Raw genomic sequence first — 15,711 nt, 5'->3', positions numbered from 1 at the left:
GTGGATGCCGGATGCATCCGCTCTCCCGCACGCGAGAGCCATCCCGAGCGCGGTGGTGGTGTTCGCGCGGACAAGGCGCAAACCAGATGATCCTACCAGAGACGCCCGAGAGCCGCCCCCGACGGGAGCGGCTCTCGGAAGCGATCCGTGGGGATCGTCAGAGCATCTTGCTGACCTGGTCGAACGACAGCTCCACGGGCGTCTCGCGCTCGAAGAGCGAGACGAGCACGGTGAGCTTGCCGCTCGCGGCGTTGATCTCGCTGATCGTGCCGGGCAGACCCGCGAACGAGCCCTCCTTGATCGTGATGGTCTCGCCCACCTCGAAGTCGACCTCGGCGGGGATGACGCGCGGTGCCGCACCGGTCTTCGCGGCCGACTTGCCGGCCGCGGCGGCCTTCTCGGCCTCCTTGATCTCGGCGAGCGGCTTGAGCATGTTGAACGCCTCTTCGAAGCGCAGCGGGGTCGGGTTGTGCGCGTTGCCCACGAAGCCGGTGACACCGGGGGTGTGCCGCACGACCGACCAGGTGTCCTCGTTGAGCTCCATGCGCACGAGCACGTAGCCCGGGATGCGCACGCGCGTGACCATCTTGCGCTGGCCGTTCTTGATCTCGACGACGTCCTCCATGGGGACCTCGACCTGGTAGATGTCGTCCTCGACCTCGAGCGTCGACTTGCGCTGCTCGATGTTGGCCTTCACCTTGCGCTCGAAGCCCGCGTAGGAGTGGATGACGTACCACTTGCCGGGCAGCGAGCGCAGCTCGGCGCGGAAGTCGGCGTACGGGTCGTCGCTGTCCGCGCCGCCCTGCTCGTTCGCGTCGGTCGCGGTGTCGGTCAGCTCGCCGTTCTCGGCGGCGTCGTCGGACAGCACCTCCGCGGCGGCCTCCGCCTCGGCCGTCTCGTCGATGTTCAGTGCGTCATTCACGATCGCGTCCGCCTCCGGGTCGTCGATGTCGATGTCGTCGTCCGTGTCGTCCTCGTCGCCGTCGATGTGCATGGCGCCGCGCTCGGCCGCCTCGCTGGCGAGCTGGTCCGCCGCGAGGACGTTGCCGTCCTGCGCCTCGTCGTCCTCGCTCGACTGCTCTGCGGCGGTCGCGAGGTCGACGTCGTCGAAGTGTTTCTCAGACACGTGCTCTTCTCTTCCGTTCGTGCGTCGGATCAGCTCGGCACGCCGAACACGACGGTCGCGACCCACGAGAACACGATGTCGAGCCCGTACACGAGACCCATCATGACCACGACGAATCCGAGCACGACGGCCGTGAACTTCAGCAGTTCGGATCGGGTCGGCGTGACGACCTTGCGGAGCTCGGCGATGACCTGGCGGAAGAAGATCAGGATCCGCCCGAAGAAGCCGGGCTTCTTCTCGGTCGCGCCGTTCGCCGCGACGATGTCGCCCGAAACATCCTTGGCCATTCGCTACCTTTCGTGAGCCAGCTGACGCTGACGCGCAGGGCGGACAGGAATCGAACCTGCAACCTGCGGTTTTGGAGACCGCTGCTCTGCCAATTGAGCTACCGCCCTAGAGGATCCGGGATCCTCGGGTGTCGTCCAGACCCCTTCGGGCATGCCGAAAGAATGCAGACAACTGCTGCGACCAGTGTACGGCATCGTTCTGGACCCCACGAATCCGGCGGCGTCCGCCGGGCGCGTCGCGCCGGCCGGCGGCGGCGCCGCCGGTGTCGGGGTCTCGCGCCCGCGCGGCCTCAGTCGGCGGGCAGCAGCGTGTACTTGGGCGAGAGGAATTCGTGGATCCCCTCGAACCCGCCCTCACGGCCCATGCCCGACTGCTTGACACCGCCGAACGGCGCTGCCGCGTTCGAGATGACGCCGACGTTCAGGCCCATCATGCCCGTCTCGAGGCGATCGATCATGCGGTGCCCGCGCGCGAGATCCTGCGTGTACACGTACGACACCAGGCCGTACTCGGTGTCGTTCGCCAGCGCCACGGCCTCGTCCTCGGTCGCGAAGGTCGCGACCGCGAAGACCGGCCCGAAGATCTCCTCGGACATGATGCGCGCGTCGCGGGCAAGCCCCGACAGCACGGTCGGTTCGTAGAAGGTGCCGGAGCCCTCCATGCGCCGGCCGCCGCGGACCAGCGTCGCCCCACGGTCCACGGCGTCCCGCACGAGCTCGTCGGCCTTCGCCACGGCGTCCTCGTCGATGAGCGGGCCGATCTGCACCCCCTCCTCCGTGCCGCGGCCGATCCGCATCTGCGCGACCTTCTCGGCCACCCGGTCGGTGAACGCCTCCGCGATGTCCTCGTGCACGATGATCCGGTTGGCCGCCGTGCAGGCCTGGCCGATGTTGCGGAACTTCGCTGTCAGGGCGCCGTCCACCGCCCGGTCGAGGTCGGCATCCTCGAAGACCACGAACGGCGCGTTGCCGCCCAGCTCCATCGAGACGCGCAGCACGTTGTCGGCGGCCTGGGCGATCAGCTTCTTTCCCACCGCCGTCGAGCCGGTGAAGGAGAGCTTGCGCAGGCGCGGGTCGGAGATGATCGGCTCGGAGACCCGGCTGGATGAGGACGACGTGACGACGTTCACGACGCCCCGGGGCACGCCCGCCTCCTCGAGAAGCGTGACGAAGAGCATCGTCGTGAGCGGGGTCAGCTGCGCCGGCTTGATGACGCACGTGCATCCCGCCGCGAGCGCCGGCGCGATCTTGCGCGTGGCCATCGCGAGCGGGAAGTTCCACGGGGTGATGAAGAAGCAGGGGCCGACGGGGCGCTGCGACACGACGATGCGCCCCGTGCCCTCGGGGTTGAGCCCGTAGCGGCCGGTGATGCGTACGGCCTCCTCGCTGAACCAGCGCAGGAACTCGCCGCCGTAGGCGACCTCGCCGAGCGACTCCGCGAACGGCTTGCCCATCTCGATGGTCATGACGAGCGCCAGGTCCTCCTTGCGCTCCTGCACCAGCTCCCACGCACGGCGCAGGATCTCGCTGCGCCGCCGCGGCGGCGTGGCCGCCCACTCCTCCTGTGCCGCCACGGCCGCGTCGAGCGCAGCGGTCGCGTCCTCCGCCGTCGCGTCGGCGATGCGCGCCACGACATCGTTCGTGGCGGGATCGCGCACCTGGAGCGTGCCACCGCCGGTCGCGTCGACCCACTCTCCCCCGATGAACAGCCCCTTCGGGATGGATTCGATCAGCGCCTTCTCGTCCATGTGCTCGCTCCTTCCGTCTGCGGCTGCGCTCCGCGGCCCCGCGTTCATCGTGCATCAGCCCGCTGAGGATCGCGAGGGCGCGCCCATGTGGCAGCGAGGCGCCTGGTCCTACGATTGACGCGTGACCGAACGCGCGCCGCTGTCCCGCAAGATCTCCGCCATCGCCGAATCCGCGACCCTGAAGGTCGATGCGAAGGCCAAGGCACTCAAGGCGGAGGGCCGCCCCGTCATCTCCTACGCCGCGGGCGAGCCCGACTTCGCCACGCCGCCGTTCATCGTGGACGCCGCGGCGGAGGCGCTGAAGGACCCCGCGAACTTCCGCTACACCGCCGGGGCGGGCCTTCCCGCGCTGCGCGAGGCGATCGCCGAGAAGACGCTGCGCGACTCCGGGCTGGAGGTCTCGCCCTCGCAGGTCATCGTGACCAACGGCGGCAAGCAGTCGGTCTACCAGGCGTTCCAGGCCGTCGTGAACCCCGGCGACGAGGTGCTGCTGCCCGCCCCGTACTGGACCACGTATCCCGAGGCGATCCAGCTGGCCGACGGCAAGCCGGTCGAGGTCTTCGCCGGCTCCGAGCAGGACTACAAGGTCACCGTGGAGCAACTGGAGGCGGCGCGCACCGAGCGCACCACCGCGCTCGTGTTCGTCTCGCCCTCCAACCCCACCGGATCGGTGTACACGGAGGAGGAGACCCGGGCGATCGGCGAGTGGGCCCTCGCCCACGGCATCTGGGTGATCAGCGACGAGATCTATCAGAACCTCACGTATGACGGCGCCCGCGCGGTGTCGATCGTCGAGGCCGTGCCCGAGCTGGCCGGGCAGACGATCCTCGTCAACGGCGTGGCCAAGACCTACGCCATGACCGGGTGGCGCGTGGGCTGGATGGTGGGCCCCGCCGACGCGATCCGAATCGCGACCAATCTGCAGTCCCACCTCACGAGCAACGTCAACAACGTCGCTCAGCGGGCGGCGATCGCCGCGCTGACAGGACCGCAGGACGAGGTGGGCCGCATGCGCGACGCCTTCGACCGCCGCCGGCGACTCATCATCGACGAGCTGTCGAAGATCCCGGGCATCTCCGCCCCCACGCCGCAGGGCGCCTTCTACGCTTACCCCGACGTCACGGGCCTCCTGGGACGGGAATGGGCCGGGCGCCGCGTGGAGACCTCGCTCGAGCTCGCCGACCTCATCCTCGACGAGGCCGAGGTGGCCGTCGTTCCGGGCGAGGCCTTCGGGCCCAGCGGCTTCCTCCGCCTGTCGTACGCGCTGGCCGACGACCAGCTGCTCGAGGGCGTGCGTCGCCTGCAGCAGCTGTTCGGCGGCTGAGGCGCCGATCGCCGGCTCCGGGCCGGACGTCGCGCCCCGGATCGGGCCTGCGCGTTGAGACGCGCCCGCGCGGCCTCCTACGATGAACTCGCAGGCCCGGCCCGATGAAGCGCCCCTGCATCATCCCCCCGAACGCGCGTCGCAAGGTGTTGCGCGCATCCAGACTGCAGGGAGACGCCGCAGCATGAGCACGTCCACGACCGACGACGGCGGTCACCGCGAGGACTTCGACGACCTGTTCCCGGAGGGATCGGCGGAGCAGGCCGAGTTCTCCATCGGTTTCCGCGGCTACGACCGCGAGGAGGTCGACGCGGCCTTCGCCGACCTGAACGCCAAGCTGCAGGGCGTGTCGTCGCGTCTGGCCTCGATGGAGGACGGCCACCAGCGGGCGCTGGAGGAGCAGCGGGCGGAGGCCGAGCGGCTGCGCGCGGAGGCCGAGCGGCTGCGCGTGGAGTCGGAGGAGCGAGCCGCGGAGCTCGCCGCGGCGCGCGCGAAGGCCGCCGAGGCCGAACAGCAGATCGCGGCCCTGACCGCGGAGCTCGGCGACGGCGCGGCCGAGGGCGACCAGCCGCAGACCCGGCAGCAGTTCGAGGCCGTGCTGCGCGTGGCCGAGGAGCAGGCGAACACCCTCATCCAGAACACCGCCCTGCAGGCCGAGCGCCTGCTCGAGGCCGCCCGCGACGACGTCGCCACCCAGCGCGCCGAGCTCGACGCCGATGTCGCGCGCCTCATGGCGCAGGCCCAGCACGACGCCGACCAGATCCGTCTCAAGATGGAGACGGAGTACATGGCGCACGAGGCGCGGATCGAGCGCGAGGCCGCGCACGCCGCCGAGAAGCTGGCGCAGGCCGAGCGCGAGGCAGCGGCCATCCGCACGGAGGCCGAGAAGGGCGCCGCGGCGCTGCGCGCACTCGTGACGAGCGAGACCTCGCAGCTGCGCGCCGACACCGAGCGCGAGGTGCGGGAGATGAACGCCCGCCTGCTGGAGTTCGAGGAGTCGCTCACCCGGCGCCAGGATGAGGCGCAGCAGGAGTTCCTCGTGCTGCACAACCAGGCCGTCGCGCATGCCGAGCGGATCACCTCCGACGCGAACGAGCAGGTGGCCGCATCGCTCGAGCACGCCCAGCGGATCTCCGCGAAGGCCGACGACTACGAGCGGCTGATGCGCGCCCAGGCGGCCCAGATCGAGGCCGACGCGCAGGTGCGCGCTCGCGAGATGCTCGAGCGCGCCCGCGTCAAGGCGCAGAAGATCGTCGAGACGGTCACGGGCCACACGACGGCGGTCCTGCGCGACGCCGAGGATCGCGCCCGTGAGCTGCGCTGGCAGCAGCAGCAGCTGTCGAGCTTCATGGCCGAGGTGCGTGAGCTGATCCGGCCCGACGGTCCGCTCTCGGCCGGCCCGGATGCTCGCACGGCCGGCGACGAGCCGGAGGCCGAGCAGCGGCAGGACGACGACGAGCGAGGCGGCGCGGACGAGCGGGACGCGAAGGCGGTCACCGCGGCGGAGTGACCCGGATGTGACGAAGGCCCGTGCCGTCCTCGGACGGCACGGGCCTTGCCGCGCGGGGAGAGGTCAGACCCCGGCGGGGATCACGATGAACAGCGCCGCCGTGATGAGGAAGCCCGCCAGGCCGAGGATCGTCGTGAGGGGCGTCCACGTGCGCAGGCCGTCCTTGACCGACAGGCCCAGGTAGCGCGTCACGATCCAGAAGCCGGAATCGTTGACGTGGCTCAGCCCGAGGCCGCCATAGCCGATCGCGACGGCGACGAGCGCCGTGTTGACCGGGCCGAGCTCGAGCGCAGCCACCGCCGGAAGCAGCAGACCCGCGGTCGTCGAGATCGCCACCGTCGCCGACCCCTGCGCCGCGCGCAGGATGAGCGAGATGAGGAAGGCCGCCAGGATCACGGGCATGCCCGTGGCCGTGAGGGCCTCGGCCACCGCACCGCCGATGCCTGTCTCGGTGAGGATCCTGCCGAAGGCGCCACCGGCACCGGTGACGAGGATGATCGTCGCGGCGGCGGGCAGCGCCGACTCCATGACCTCGCCGAGCTTCGCCGAGCTCCAGCCGCGGCGCACCCCGAGCAGGAACATGGCGGCCGCGATGGCGACGACGAGGGCGAAGATCGGCTGGCCGATCATCGCCAGCAGGCCGTTCGCGAACGAGCCGGCGGGGAACGCCGGCGCCACGGCCGTGCCGAGCATGATGAGCACGAGCGGCAGCAGGATGAGGAACAGCACCGTGCCGGTGCCCGGGGCCTTCTCCCCGTCCTTGAGCCCGGCGTTGATCGAGGACTTCTCGGAGCCGAAGCTCTCGAACATCTCCCTCGTCGCCTCGAGCATCGGGAACTCGCGGCGGTTGATCCACTTCGCGACGACGTACGACAGCGCACCGATCGGCAGCGAGATGAGCAGCGACAGGATCGTGATCCAGCCGACGTCGGCACCGAGGATCGCCGCGCCGCCGACGATGCCGGGGTGCGGAGGCACCACCACGTGCACGGCGAGCATGATGCCGGCCACGGGCAGACCGAACGTGATGGGGTTCAGCCCGGCGGCCTTCGAGAACGCGAAGACGATCGGCACGAGGATGATGAACCCGGCGTCGAAGAACACCGGGATCGCCAGGATGCCGGCGGCGATCACGAGCGCCATGCCGACCCGCTTGGGGCCGAGCACGCGCGAGAACGTGCCCGACAGCGCCTCGGCGCCGCCCGACAGCTCGATGATCTTGCCGAGCATCGACCCGAGCGCCACGAGCACGGCGACCGAGCCGAGCGTGCCGCCGACGCCGGCGATGATCGCCTGGATGACGCCGAGCCGCTCGGGATCGGTGTCGGTGGCGGGGATGGTCGTCAGCGGCAGCCCCGCCGCGAGGCCGACCACGATCGAGGTGAGGATGAGGGCGTAGAACGCCTGCATCTTGAACTTGATGATGAGCAGGAGCAGGAGCCCGATGCCGGCCAGGCCGATCAGGATCAGCGCCCAAAGCGGATACGTCATTGATTCGCTTTCGTGAGGTGGTGGGTGAGGGTACTACGCGGAACGAAGCTCGGGGGCGACGACGCGGATGACGGCCGAGTCGTCGAGGGCGCCGAGGCCCTGCGCCTCGCCGAGCAGGAAGAGCTGCTCGGCGGCCGCGGCCACGGGCGTGGAGAGGTGATGGGCGCGCGCGGCGTCGCCGACGATGCCCAGGTCCTTGACGAAGATGTCGAGGCGGCTGAGCACCTCGGCGCCGCCCTCGTCGTACGCCTGCAGCGCGCGCGGTCCGCGGTTGCCGAGCATGAACGAGTTGGCGGCGCCCGCGGTGAGCGCCTCGAGCGTCTTGGCGCGGTCGAGGCCCAGGGCGTCGGCCAGAGCGAGGGCCTCGGCGGCTGCGGCGATGTGCACGCCGCACAGGAGCTGGTTGACGGTCTTCAGCGCCTGCCCATCGCCCGGCTTGTCGCCGACGACGCTGAGGGTCGAGGCGAGCTGCTCGAGCACCGGGCGGGCCTTCTCGAGCGCCGACGGCTCGGCGCCGACGACGATGAGGAGGTCACCCTCGCCCGCGCGGACGGGGCCGCCCGACAGCGGCGCGTCCACGAGCTGCACCTCGTGCTCCGCCAGACGCGTCGCGATCTCCGCGATGCCGTTCGTGCCGACCGTGGAGGTCAGCAGGACGACGGCGCCCGGCTGCAGGTGCGCGGCCAGGCCGCTCCCGCCGAAGAGCAGCTCCGTGAGCTGCTGCGGCGTGCGCACCGCGACGAGCACGGCGTCGGCGCCGGCGACGGCCTCGGCGCCGGAGGCGGCGGCGGTGACGCCCTGTTCGGCGGCGAGGGCGACGCGCTCGGCGGCGATGTCGAACCCGCGCACCTCGAACTTCTCGGCCAGGCGGGTGGCCATGGGCAGCCCCATGGCGCCCAGGCCGATGACGGCGACGGTGGTGGTCATGTCCGGATCCTTTCGATTCAACGCTCGGCGAGCGTGTCGACGACGCGGGCGAGCGAATCGGCCGTGCCGACGTTGCCCGCGAAGACGATGTAGGGGATGCCCTCGGCGGGTCCGCCCTGCGGCTGCCACAGCGAGACGATGCCCGGCAGCATGGGACCGAGCACGGTGGCACGGCGGATCTCGAGCGCCTCGCTGGCGACGTCGCTCGAGGTGATGCCGCCCTTGGCGACGACGAAGCGCGGCGGCGCGATGTCCAGCACGCGGCGCACGAGCTCGACCACGCCGCTCGAGACCTTGCGCGCGATCGCGAGGCTCTCCTCGCCGTCACGCCCGGTGACGAGCTCGCGCGTGGTGTGCACGATGACCTCGCCGTGCTCCAGGGCGGCGGCCACGGCGGCCGCCCGCTCGTCGAGGTGCTCCTCGCGACGGTCGTCGATGAGACGGCGCACGTCCAGCTCGATCGTGGCCGTGTCGGGGCGTGACCGCCGCAGCTCCTCGAGCTGGGCCGTGGTGAGCGGCACGTGGCTGCCGACGACGATCAGCCCGCCGCGGTCATAGCGGAACGGGATCTGCTCGGCACGCATCGGCTCGGCGATCTCCTGGCCGAGGTGCGCGCGCATGTACGGCGGGCCGACGCGCAGCAGCACGTCGCGGTCGGCGAGGCGGTGCAGCGCGAGCGCCACGACGCGCATGTCGCTCTCGTCGACGACGTCGACGGCGACGACCGTGCCGGCGGGCAGCTCCGCGAGGAAGCTCGTCACCGCGTCGGCGCCGCGGCGGATGATGTCGATCGTCAGCGCGGCGACGTCGGCGGCGGCGATGCGGCCCGCCGTCTTCTCCTCGACCCAATCGCGCAGATTGCTGGACGCGAAGCCGAATGTCGCATCTCGCGCGAACGGCGTCTCGCCGACGGGCGTCGCCTCGCCGTCGACCACCCAGTAGTGCACGGAGTCGACCGTGAGCCGCCCGGAGTCGGGGAAGGCGGGCACGAGCAGCGTGAGCGCCGGTGCGGTGCCGCCGGCGAGCGCGATCTCCGCGGCCAGCACGTCGGTCTCGAGCGGGAAGTGCCCCCGCAGCGTCGAGTCGCCGCGCGAGACGAACACCGCCCGCCGGCCGGCCTCGCGGGCCGCCGCGAGGGCGACCGAGACGACCTCGCGGTTGCGCTGCGCGGCCTCTGCCTCGTCGAGGGAGCGCGTGTTGGTGAGCACGTACACGGCCGGGGCGCCGGTGGCGAGCGCGGCGTCGAGATCCTCACGCTCCCAGCGGGTGAGCACGGGCAGCCCGGCGACGGACTGCGTGCCGGTGGGATCGTCGTCGAGGACGACGTGCACGGTCCTCGGATCGAGCGCCGCGCGGACCTCGGCCGCGGTGATCGGAACCGGCTGCGGGAGCGGTGCGAGCAGCGCGCTGACCTGCATGAGAACCCCTTCGTTCGTGGGAGACGCTCTCGGATCGACGGGCTCGGGTGTCCGGCTATCCGATATCAGATAACGCACATCCTAAGCACGCCACCGCACGTCGCCCAAATGCGGCTCCGTCGGGGCGCTCAGCCGTGCACGTAGTGCAGCAGGTCGTCGCGCGTCTGGCGCATGTGGCTGCGCATCGCCTGACGCGCACCCGCCGTCGTGCCCTCGCGCAGCGCCGCGAGGATCGCCGCGTGCTCCGCGATCGCGTGCTCGCGGATGCTGGGAACCGAGCTCGTCTCGGTGCGCGTCTCCTGCAGCATCGTCGTCAGCGGACGCATCGACGCGATGAGGATGCGGTTGTCGGCCGCCCGGAAGACGACGTCATGGAAGTCCAGGTCCGCCGAGACGAATCCCGCCACGTCGCCCTCCGCGTGGGTGCGGCGCATGACGGCGAGCAGCCGCTCCAGCTCGGCGAGGTCGGCGTCCGTGCGCCGGCTCGCGGCGAGCTCGGCGGCGCCGGTCTCGATCATCATGCGCATCTCGAGCAGCTCGAGCGACGCCCGCTCACGGTTGCGCGACCGGCGCGAGACGCGCACGACCGCCTCCAGCCCCGTCCACTCCTCGGGCGGCGAGATGCGGTGCCGGCTTCCGGGCACGGCGACGATGACGCCCTGCGCCTGCAGCAGCTTCACGGCCTCGCGCACGGTGAGGCGCGACACCTCGTACTCGTCGGCGAGGTCGCCCTCGGGCGGCAGGGGTTCGCCCGCCACGAGGTCGCCGGCGATGATCGCATCGAGCAGGCGGTCGAACGTCTGCTGCGTACGCGAAACCTTGGCCATCAGCGGCTGCTCACAGCTCCACGCCGACGAACACGGGCTCGGGGCGCAGCTCGATGCCGAACTCCTGAGCCACGCGCGTCTGCACGAAGCGCGCCAGCTCGGCCACCTCGGCGGCCGTCGCCCCGCCGCGGTTCGTGATCGCCAGCGTGTGCTTGGTCGACAGCGACGCGCGCGAGTGCCCGAGCCGGAACCCCTTGCGCAGCCCCGAGTTCTCGATGAGCCAGGCGGCGCTGACCTTCACGGGCGAACGCCGCTGCACCGGCGCGGGAACCCATCCGTCGAAGCGCTCCAGCGGGATGACCGAGACGGCATCGATGTCGGGCTCCATCGGCCAGCGCGGGCACCCCTCGGGAAGGGTGCGCGCCTCCTGCTCCGAGATGATCGGGTTGTTGAAGAACGACCCGGCGCTCCGCGTGTCGTCGTCGTCCGAATCGAGCACCATCCCCTTTGCGGCCCGGATGCGCAACACGGTGTCGCGGATGGACTGCAGCGACGCCTCCGCTCCGAGCGGCAGGCCGATCGCCGCCGCGATGCGCGCGTCGGTGACGGGGCGCGGATCGGTGCCGACGCGCTCCAGCTCGATCGTCAGCGAGAGGATGACCGCGGAACGCCGCGGCTCCTCCCCGTAATGGCGCTTGAGGTCAGAGGTGCGCGGCCCGAGTCCGAGGTCGGACGCCGGCACCGTCTGCACCTCGCCGGTCGCCTCGTCGAGCAGCTCCACCTCGACGAGGGTCTGCACGATCTCCTGACCGTAGGCGCCGACGTTCTGGATGGGCGCGGCACCGCAGGTGCCCGGGATGCCCGACATGGCCTCGATGCCGCGCAGGCCCTGCGCCACCGAGTAGGCCACGAGCTCGTCCCAGTTCTGCCCCGCCTCGATGCGGAGCCGCACGTGGCCCTCGCGTGCGCCCGGCGCCTCCTCGAAGCCGGTCGTGAGGATCCGCACGACCGTGGCATCGAACGGCTCGTCGGCGACGAGCAGATTCGACCCGCCACCCAGCACGAACCAGTCGTCGCCGTCGGCCCAGACCGCGCGCAGCGCCGACACGAGCTCGTCGCGCGTGCGTGCCTCGACCATGCGCGCGGGCGCGGCGCCCACCTGCAGGGTCGTCAGCCGCGACAGCGGGATGGGATCGTTCACGCCCGCACCCGCAACTGCGCCTTGCCGAGCACCTTGGTGTCACCGTGGCTCACCGTCAGGTCGACCCGCGCGGTGCCGTCCTCCTCGATCCGCGCGACGGTCGCGACGATCGTGACATGCGCTCCCTCCTCGGCGTCGACGACCACGGGCTTGGTGAACTTCACGCCGTACTCGAGAATGCGCCCCGCGTCGCCGAGCGCGTCGGCGACCACCGAGCCCGCGATGCCCATCGTGAGCATGCCGTGCGCGAGCACGCCCGGCAGCCCCACGCGCTGGGCGACGTCGTCGCGGTAGTGGATGGGGTTGAAGTCGCCCGAAGCGCCGGCGTAGCGCACGAGCGATTCGCGCGTGAGGTGAACCGTGCGCTGGGCGAGGACGTCTCCCGCGTTCATTCCGCGCCTCCCACGACGAGGATCGAGGTGGTCGTGACGACGTGCGCCCCGTCCGCGTCGACGATGTCCGACTCGCTCGTGACCATGGACGCGCCGCCCATGGCCCGCACCTGCGTCACGCGAAGCGTGGCCGTGAGCTCGTCGCCGGCCACGATGGGGCGCGTGAACCGGAACCGCTGTTCGGCGTGCACGGTGCGCTCCAGCACGATGCCGGCCGATTCGTCGCCGAGCAACTGCTGCAGGGTGAGATCCTGCACGACCATCGCGAACGTCGGCGGCGCCACGACGTCGGCATAGCCGAGGGCGCGCGCCGCCTCCACGTCGTGGTGCTGCGGGGACTGCGCGAGCACGGCGCGCGCGAACTCGCGCACCTTCTCGCGGCCCACCAGGTAGGGCGGTGTCGGCGGGAACTCCCGGCCGACCAGATCAGGATTCACGGCCACGGTCCGATCCTACGCGGCACGGTCTCCGCGCTCGCTGTGGCCCCGATCGCCCCGCCGCGCGCGGCGGCCGACGGGCGTCACTTCCCCTTGCGGCCGGCGCGGATGGCCCGCTGCGCCATCTGCGCGGCGATCACCACGAGGAACGCCACGAACAGCCAGTTCGCCACGACGGGGTCCACCACGCCGGCGACGATCGCGCCCAGCGGGGTGGTGACGCAGGTCGCGAGGGCGATGAGGCCCGCGGCGGCCCAGTCGATGTTGTGGTTGCGCCAGTTGCGCCACGCGCCCGACATGGTCGTGGGGATCATCATGAGCAGCGAGGTGCCCTTCGCGACGAGGTCGCTCGTGCCGAAGAGCAGGATGAGCACCGGCACCACGATGATGCCGCCGCCCACCCCGATCAGTCCCGACAGGACGCCCGTGACGACGCCCGTCGCGATGAGCGCGATCCCGATCCAGACGTTCATCGGCACGCCGGCCGTGCGGTCGGGAATGATGAAGAACAGGCTGATCATGACGACCACGAGGAAGCCGACGAAGATCCACCGCAGGGCCGCCTCGCTGATCCGGTGCAGCAGCTGGGCGCCGATCGGGGCCCCGACGACTCCGCCGACGGCCAGCAGCGCCGCGGCCACCCCGTTGACCTGCCCCTGCACGGCGTAGGAGATGACGCCGACGGCGGCGGTGACGATGATCGACGCGCCCGAGGTGCCCGAGGCGAGCTTCTGCCCGAAGGCCGCCAGCAGCACGAGCAACGGCACGATCACGGTGCCGCCGCCCACCCCGAACAGGCCCGACATGAACCCCGAGAGGAGGCCGATCGCCAGGAACGCGAGGGAGGTCTTCGGGGTGCGTGCGGCGGCGTTCATGCGGCTCCTGTTCTCGGCGGCAACCGCTCCACGCTACCCGACGCGCCGCGCGGCGCCGGCCGCGCCGTCAGGTGCTGCGTGCCGCCTTGGCCGCGTACAGCACCGCGTCGGCGCGGGCGCGCAGCGACGCGGGGTCGTCACCCTCGCGCAGCTCGGCGACGCCCCACGACCAGCCTCCGCCGGCCTCCGCGTGCAGACGCGTCATGGTCGCCTCGGCCGACGCGGCCGTGGCTCCCGGCAGCAGGATCACGAACTCGTCGCCCCCGACACGGCCGATCACGTCGTCGGCCCGCAGTGCGTCCCGCCAGGTCTCGACGGCGGCCTGGAGCAGGCGATCGCCGGCGTCGTGGCCCTGCTCGTCGTTGACCTGCTTGAACTCGTCGAAGTCGACGGCCACACACGACAGCGGCACGCCGCGCTGCCGCGTGCGCCTCACCGCCCGCGCGAACGCCCGGTCCAGTCCGAGGCGGTTGAGCGCGCGGGTGAGCGGGTCGGTCTCGGCCAGCCGCCGTTCCCCGTGCCGGACGGCGTGCACCGCCTCCAGCAGCAGCCACGCCGTCGCGCCGGCGGCGACGACCGGCATCGGCCCGAGCCGCTCTGCCAGCTGCTCGGGCAGGAACGACGTCGTCAGCAGGACGCCGGCGATGATGCCGCCGAGCAGCGCACGTCCGACGCGGCGGCGATAGAACCAGCCGGAGATGACGGCCACGAGCGGCAGGCAGAACAGCAGCTCGACGAACCCGACGGCGTCGTCGCGCACCGCGGCGCGCGCCATGAGAGTGATCGCCATGACCGCGGCCCAGCCGAGCAGCCCCCAGTGCGGGTAACGCGGCCCGAGCCGGATGGCCACGGTGATCGCCCCGAGGCCCAGGGCCACCGCGGTGGTCTCGGCCGCCACCTGCCACACGGTCGTGGCCGACACCAGCCCGACCGCGGCGCTGGCCACGTAGAGCGCCGCCGCGACGACCGACACCAGGGCGGGCCATGGCTGCTCGCCCTGCCCGGCCGGGGCGGGCGCCGGCCGCGGCGGAGCGCTCACCGCGCCGCGGTTCCGGCGCTCGCGCTTCTCCCGGTACAGGTCGTCGTCGGCGAGCCGCACGAGCATGTCCAGTCCCGGCCCGTCCTGCAACCGCACGAGACCCGCGCTGAACGCCTGAGCCGAGGCCGCGCGCAGCCGCGCCTCGGTCTCACGCGCCGCCCCCTCCCCCGCCGCGCGGAAGATGATGACGAACTCATCACCACCCCACCGCCCGACGACGTCGCCCGGCCCGAGCACCTGCTGCCACGCGGCAACGGTCGCGCACAGCAGGGCGTCGCCCGCCGCGTGCCCGTGCGTGTCGTTCACCGGCTTCAGGCCGTCGATGTCGGCGACGAGCATCCACCGCTCCCCGCCGGTCTGCCGCGTCTCCCGCACGTACCGGTTCAACCCGCGGCGGTTCAGCGCCCCCGTGAGCGGGTCGGTCCGCACCGCCCGGGAGAGGTCCTCCCCCAGGGCCAACGACACCTCGAGCACGAGCCAGCACACGATCCCGCCGTACGCGAGCATCCACACGGCGCTGGCCGCGTGCAGCGCGCCGATGCCCCCGCTGAGTACCGCCAGCGCACACATCCCGATCAGGATCGCGGCGGTGGCGCGCGCCACGCCCGGCGTGTTGAAGCCGAGATAGACCATCAGCACGGGCACGACGAGGAGCGCGGCGATGATCGTGCCGGGATCGTTGCTCGATGCGAGCTGCGCGGCGATCCCGCCCGCGAGCAGGAAGGAGATCACGAGACTCATGCCGCGCGGTAGCCGCCGCCCGGAAAGCAGTGCCACGACCATCCCGGACAGACCGAACAGCAGCACCGTGATCTCGGGGGCGGCCTCCGCTGCCTCGTGCTCGTGCGCGAGGAGGTGGGCGCCCGCCAGGACGGCGAAGAACAGGCAGCCGGCGGCCGTCGTGAGAGAGAAGCGCGACTGGCGCATCGCCGCGCGGCGCACGCGACTCACAAGGGGAGTCAGGACCCTGTCGTTCGAACGTGCCATGTCTCACCGTGTCGGGCATCCGGCGAGCGTGCCGCGTGATCGCGGAAGCGCCGGGTGGTGCTAGGTCGGGCTGCGGGTGCCCCGACCTTATCGAAGGTGCCTGAGCATCCGCCATGGCTGCCCGGGCACTACTGGGTAGTATTTCGGAAGCCGAGCTGGGGGTCATCTCTCCCGTTGAACCG

14 protein-coding genes and 1 tRNA gene are annotated in these 15,711 nt (G+C 71.6%); 2 read left to right on the top strand and 13 right to left on the bottom strand.

From position 1 onward, the window contains the following. Positions 1-157: 157 nt before the first annotated feature. The 4 genes from nusG to N8N77_RS07060 form a co-directional block, all read right to left on the bottom strand. Positions 158-1,126, bottom strand: coding sequence for a transcription termination/antitermination protein NusG (gene nusG / locus N8N77_RS07075; RefSeq protein ID WP_261165810.1), 969 nt, complete (start codon positions 1,124-1,126; stop codon positions 158-160). Between the two features lie 29 nt (positions 1,127-1,155). Next, positions 1,156-1,413, bottom strand: a complete 258-nt coding sequence (gene secE / locus N8N77_RS07070) for a preprotein translocase subunit SecE (RefSeq protein WP_261165809.1) — start codon at positions 1,411-1,413, stop codon at positions 1,156-1,158. Positions 1,414-1,448: 35 nt separating this feature from the next. Then, positions 1,449-1,521: transfer RNA gene (locus N8N77_RS07065), tRNA-Trp, on the bottom strand. A 182-nt stretch (positions 1,522-1,703) separates the two neighbouring features. Next, on the bottom strand, positions 1,704-3,161 hold the full coding sequence (locus tag N8N77_RS07060) for an NAD-dependent succinate-semialdehyde dehydrogenase (protein WP_261165807.1): 1,458 nt from the start codon (positions 3,159-3,161) through the stop codon (positions 1,704-1,706). A gap of 121 nt (positions 3,162-3,282) precedes the next feature. On the opposite strand from N8N77_RS07060, the gene N8N77_RS07055 reads away from it, so the two are divergent. Then, the gene (locus tag N8N77_RS07055; protein ID WP_261165805.1) at positions 3,283-4,485 is read left to right on the top strand and encodes a pyridoxal phosphate-dependent aminotransferase; all 1,203 of its coding nucleotides are present in this window, start codon (positions 3,283-3,285) and stop codon (positions 4,483-4,485) included. A 184-nt stretch (positions 4,486-4,669) separates the two neighbouring features. Beyond that, positions 4,670-5,995 carry a cell division initiation protein gene (locus tag N8N77_RS07050; protein WP_261165804.1) on the top strand — a complete coding sequence of 442 codons (1,326 nt, stop codon included), beginning with the start codon at positions 4,670-4,672 and terminating at the stop codon, positions 5,993-5,995. Between the two features lie 63 nt (positions 5,996-6,058). On the opposite strand, the gene N8N77_RS07045 is transcribed toward N8N77_RS07050, so the two are convergent. The 9 genes from N8N77_RS07045 to N8N77_RS07005 form a co-directional block, all read right to left on the bottom strand. Then, complete coding sequence (locus tag N8N77_RS07045; protein WP_261165802.1) at positions 6,059-7,486, bottom strand: GntP family transporter; 1,428 nt, start codon at positions 7,484-7,486, stop codon at positions 6,059-6,061. Between the two features lie 33 nt (positions 7,487-7,519). After that, positions 7,520-8,413: an NAD(P)-dependent oxidoreductase gene (locus tag N8N77_RS07040; RefSeq protein ID WP_261165801.1), complete on the bottom strand. Its 894-nt coding sequence runs from the start codon at positions 8,411-8,413 to the stop codon at positions 7,520-7,522. A 17-nt stretch (positions 8,414-8,430) separates the two neighbouring features. Next, positions 8,431-9,831 carry a four-carbon acid sugar kinase family protein gene (locus N8N77_RS07035; RefSeq protein WP_261165799.1) on the bottom strand — a complete coding sequence of 467 codons (1,401 nt, stop codon included), beginning with the start codon at positions 9,829-9,831 and terminating at the stop codon, positions 8,431-8,433. Positions 9,832-9,959: 128 nt separating this feature from the next. After that, positions 9,960-10,658, bottom strand: a complete 699-nt coding sequence (locus N8N77_RS07030) for a FadR/GntR family transcriptional regulator (protein WP_261165798.1) — start codon at positions 10,656-10,658, stop codon at positions 9,960-9,962. Positions 10,659-10,668: 10 nt separating this feature from the next. Continuing rightward, a complete protein-coding gene (locus N8N77_RS07025) occupies positions 10,669-11,799 on the bottom strand; it encodes a UDP-N-acetylmuramate dehydrogenase (protein WP_261165796.1) in 1,131 nt (376 codons plus the stop codon). Continuing rightward, on the bottom strand, positions 11,796-12,191 hold the full coding sequence (locus tag N8N77_RS07020) for a MaoC/PaaZ C-terminal domain-containing protein (protein ID WP_261165794.1): 396 nt from the start codon (positions 12,189-12,191) through the stop codon (positions 11,796-11,798). The genes N8N77_RS07025 and N8N77_RS07020 overlap by 4 nt, the downstream gene beginning before the upstream one ends. Beyond that, positions 12,188-12,634 carry a MaoC family dehydratase N-terminal domain-containing protein gene (locus N8N77_RS07015; RefSeq protein WP_261165792.1) on the bottom strand — a complete coding sequence of 149 codons (447 nt, stop codon included), beginning with the start codon at positions 12,632-12,634 and terminating at the stop codon, positions 12,188-12,190. The genes N8N77_RS07020 and N8N77_RS07015 overlap by 4 nt, the downstream gene beginning before the upstream one ends. A 77-nt stretch (positions 12,635-12,711) precedes the next feature. Beyond that, entirely contained in the window at positions 12,712-13,503 is a 792-nt protein-coding gene (locus N8N77_RS07010) for a sulfite exporter TauE/SafE family protein (protein ID WP_261165791.1), read from the bottom strand. Positions 13,504-13,570: 67 nt separating this feature from the next. After that, positions 13,571-15,529 (bottom strand): GGDEF domain-containing protein, encoded by a 1,959-nt coding sequence (locus N8N77_RS07005; protein WP_261165790.1) that lies wholly within the window; start codon positions 15,527-15,529, stop codon positions 13,571-13,573. Positions 15,530-15,711 lie beyond the last annotated feature (182 nt).

It is taken from the genome of Microbacterium sp. Marseille-Q6965 (assembly GCF_946151065.1).
Taxonomy (GTDB): Bacteria; Actinomycetota; Actinomycetes; order Actinomycetales; family Microbacteriaceae; genus Microbacterium.
Note: the sequence above shows the minus strand (reverse complement) of the source record. Positions and strands in the feature narration are given on the sequence as shown.

What these genes read in the sequence shown, in the direction of transcription:
- N8N77_RS07035 (WP_261165799.1), bottom strand. Translation starts at nt 9,831, where the DNA reads ATGCAGGTCAGCGCGCTGCTCGCACCGCTCCCGCAGCCGGTTCCGATC.
- N8N77_RS07010 (WP_261165791.1), bottom strand. Translation starts at nt 13,503, where the DNA reads ATGAACGCCGCCGCACGCACCCCGAAGACCTCCCTCGCGTTCCTGGCG.
- N8N77_RS07045 (WP_261165802.1), bottom strand. Translation starts at nt 7,486, where the DNA reads ATGACGTATCCGCTTTGGGCGCTGATCCTGATCGGCCTGGCCGGCATC.
- N8N77_RS07005 (WP_261165790.1), bottom strand. Translation starts at nt 15,529, where the DNA reads ATGGCACGTTCGAACGACAGGGTCCTGACTCCCCTTGTGAGTCGCGTG.
- N8N77_RS07030 (WP_261165798.1), bottom strand. Translation starts at nt 10,658, where the DNA reads ATGGCCAAGGTTTCGCGTACGCAGCAGACGTTCGACCGCCTGCTCGAT.
- N8N77_RS07040 (WP_261165801.1), bottom strand. Translation starts at nt 8,413, where the DNA reads ATGACCACCACCGTCGCCGTCATCGGCCTGGGCGCCATGGGGCTGCCC.
- N8N77_RS07020 (WP_261165794.1), bottom strand. Translation starts at nt 12,191, where the DNA reads ATGAACGCGGGAGACGTCCTCGCCCAGCGCACGGTTCACCTCACGCGC.
- N8N77_RS07060 (WP_261165807.1), bottom strand. Translation starts at nt 3,161, where the DNA reads ATGGACGAGAAGGCGCTGATCGAATCCATCCCGAAGGGGCTGTTCATC.
- secE (WP_261165809.1), bottom strand. Translation starts at nt 1,413, where the DNA reads ATGGCCAAGGATGTTTCGGGCGACATCGTCGCGGCGAACGGCGCGACC.
- N8N77_RS07050 (WP_261165804.1), top strand. Translation starts at nt 4,670, where the DNA reads ATGAGCACGTCCACGACCGACGACGGCGGTCACCGCGAGGACTTCGAC.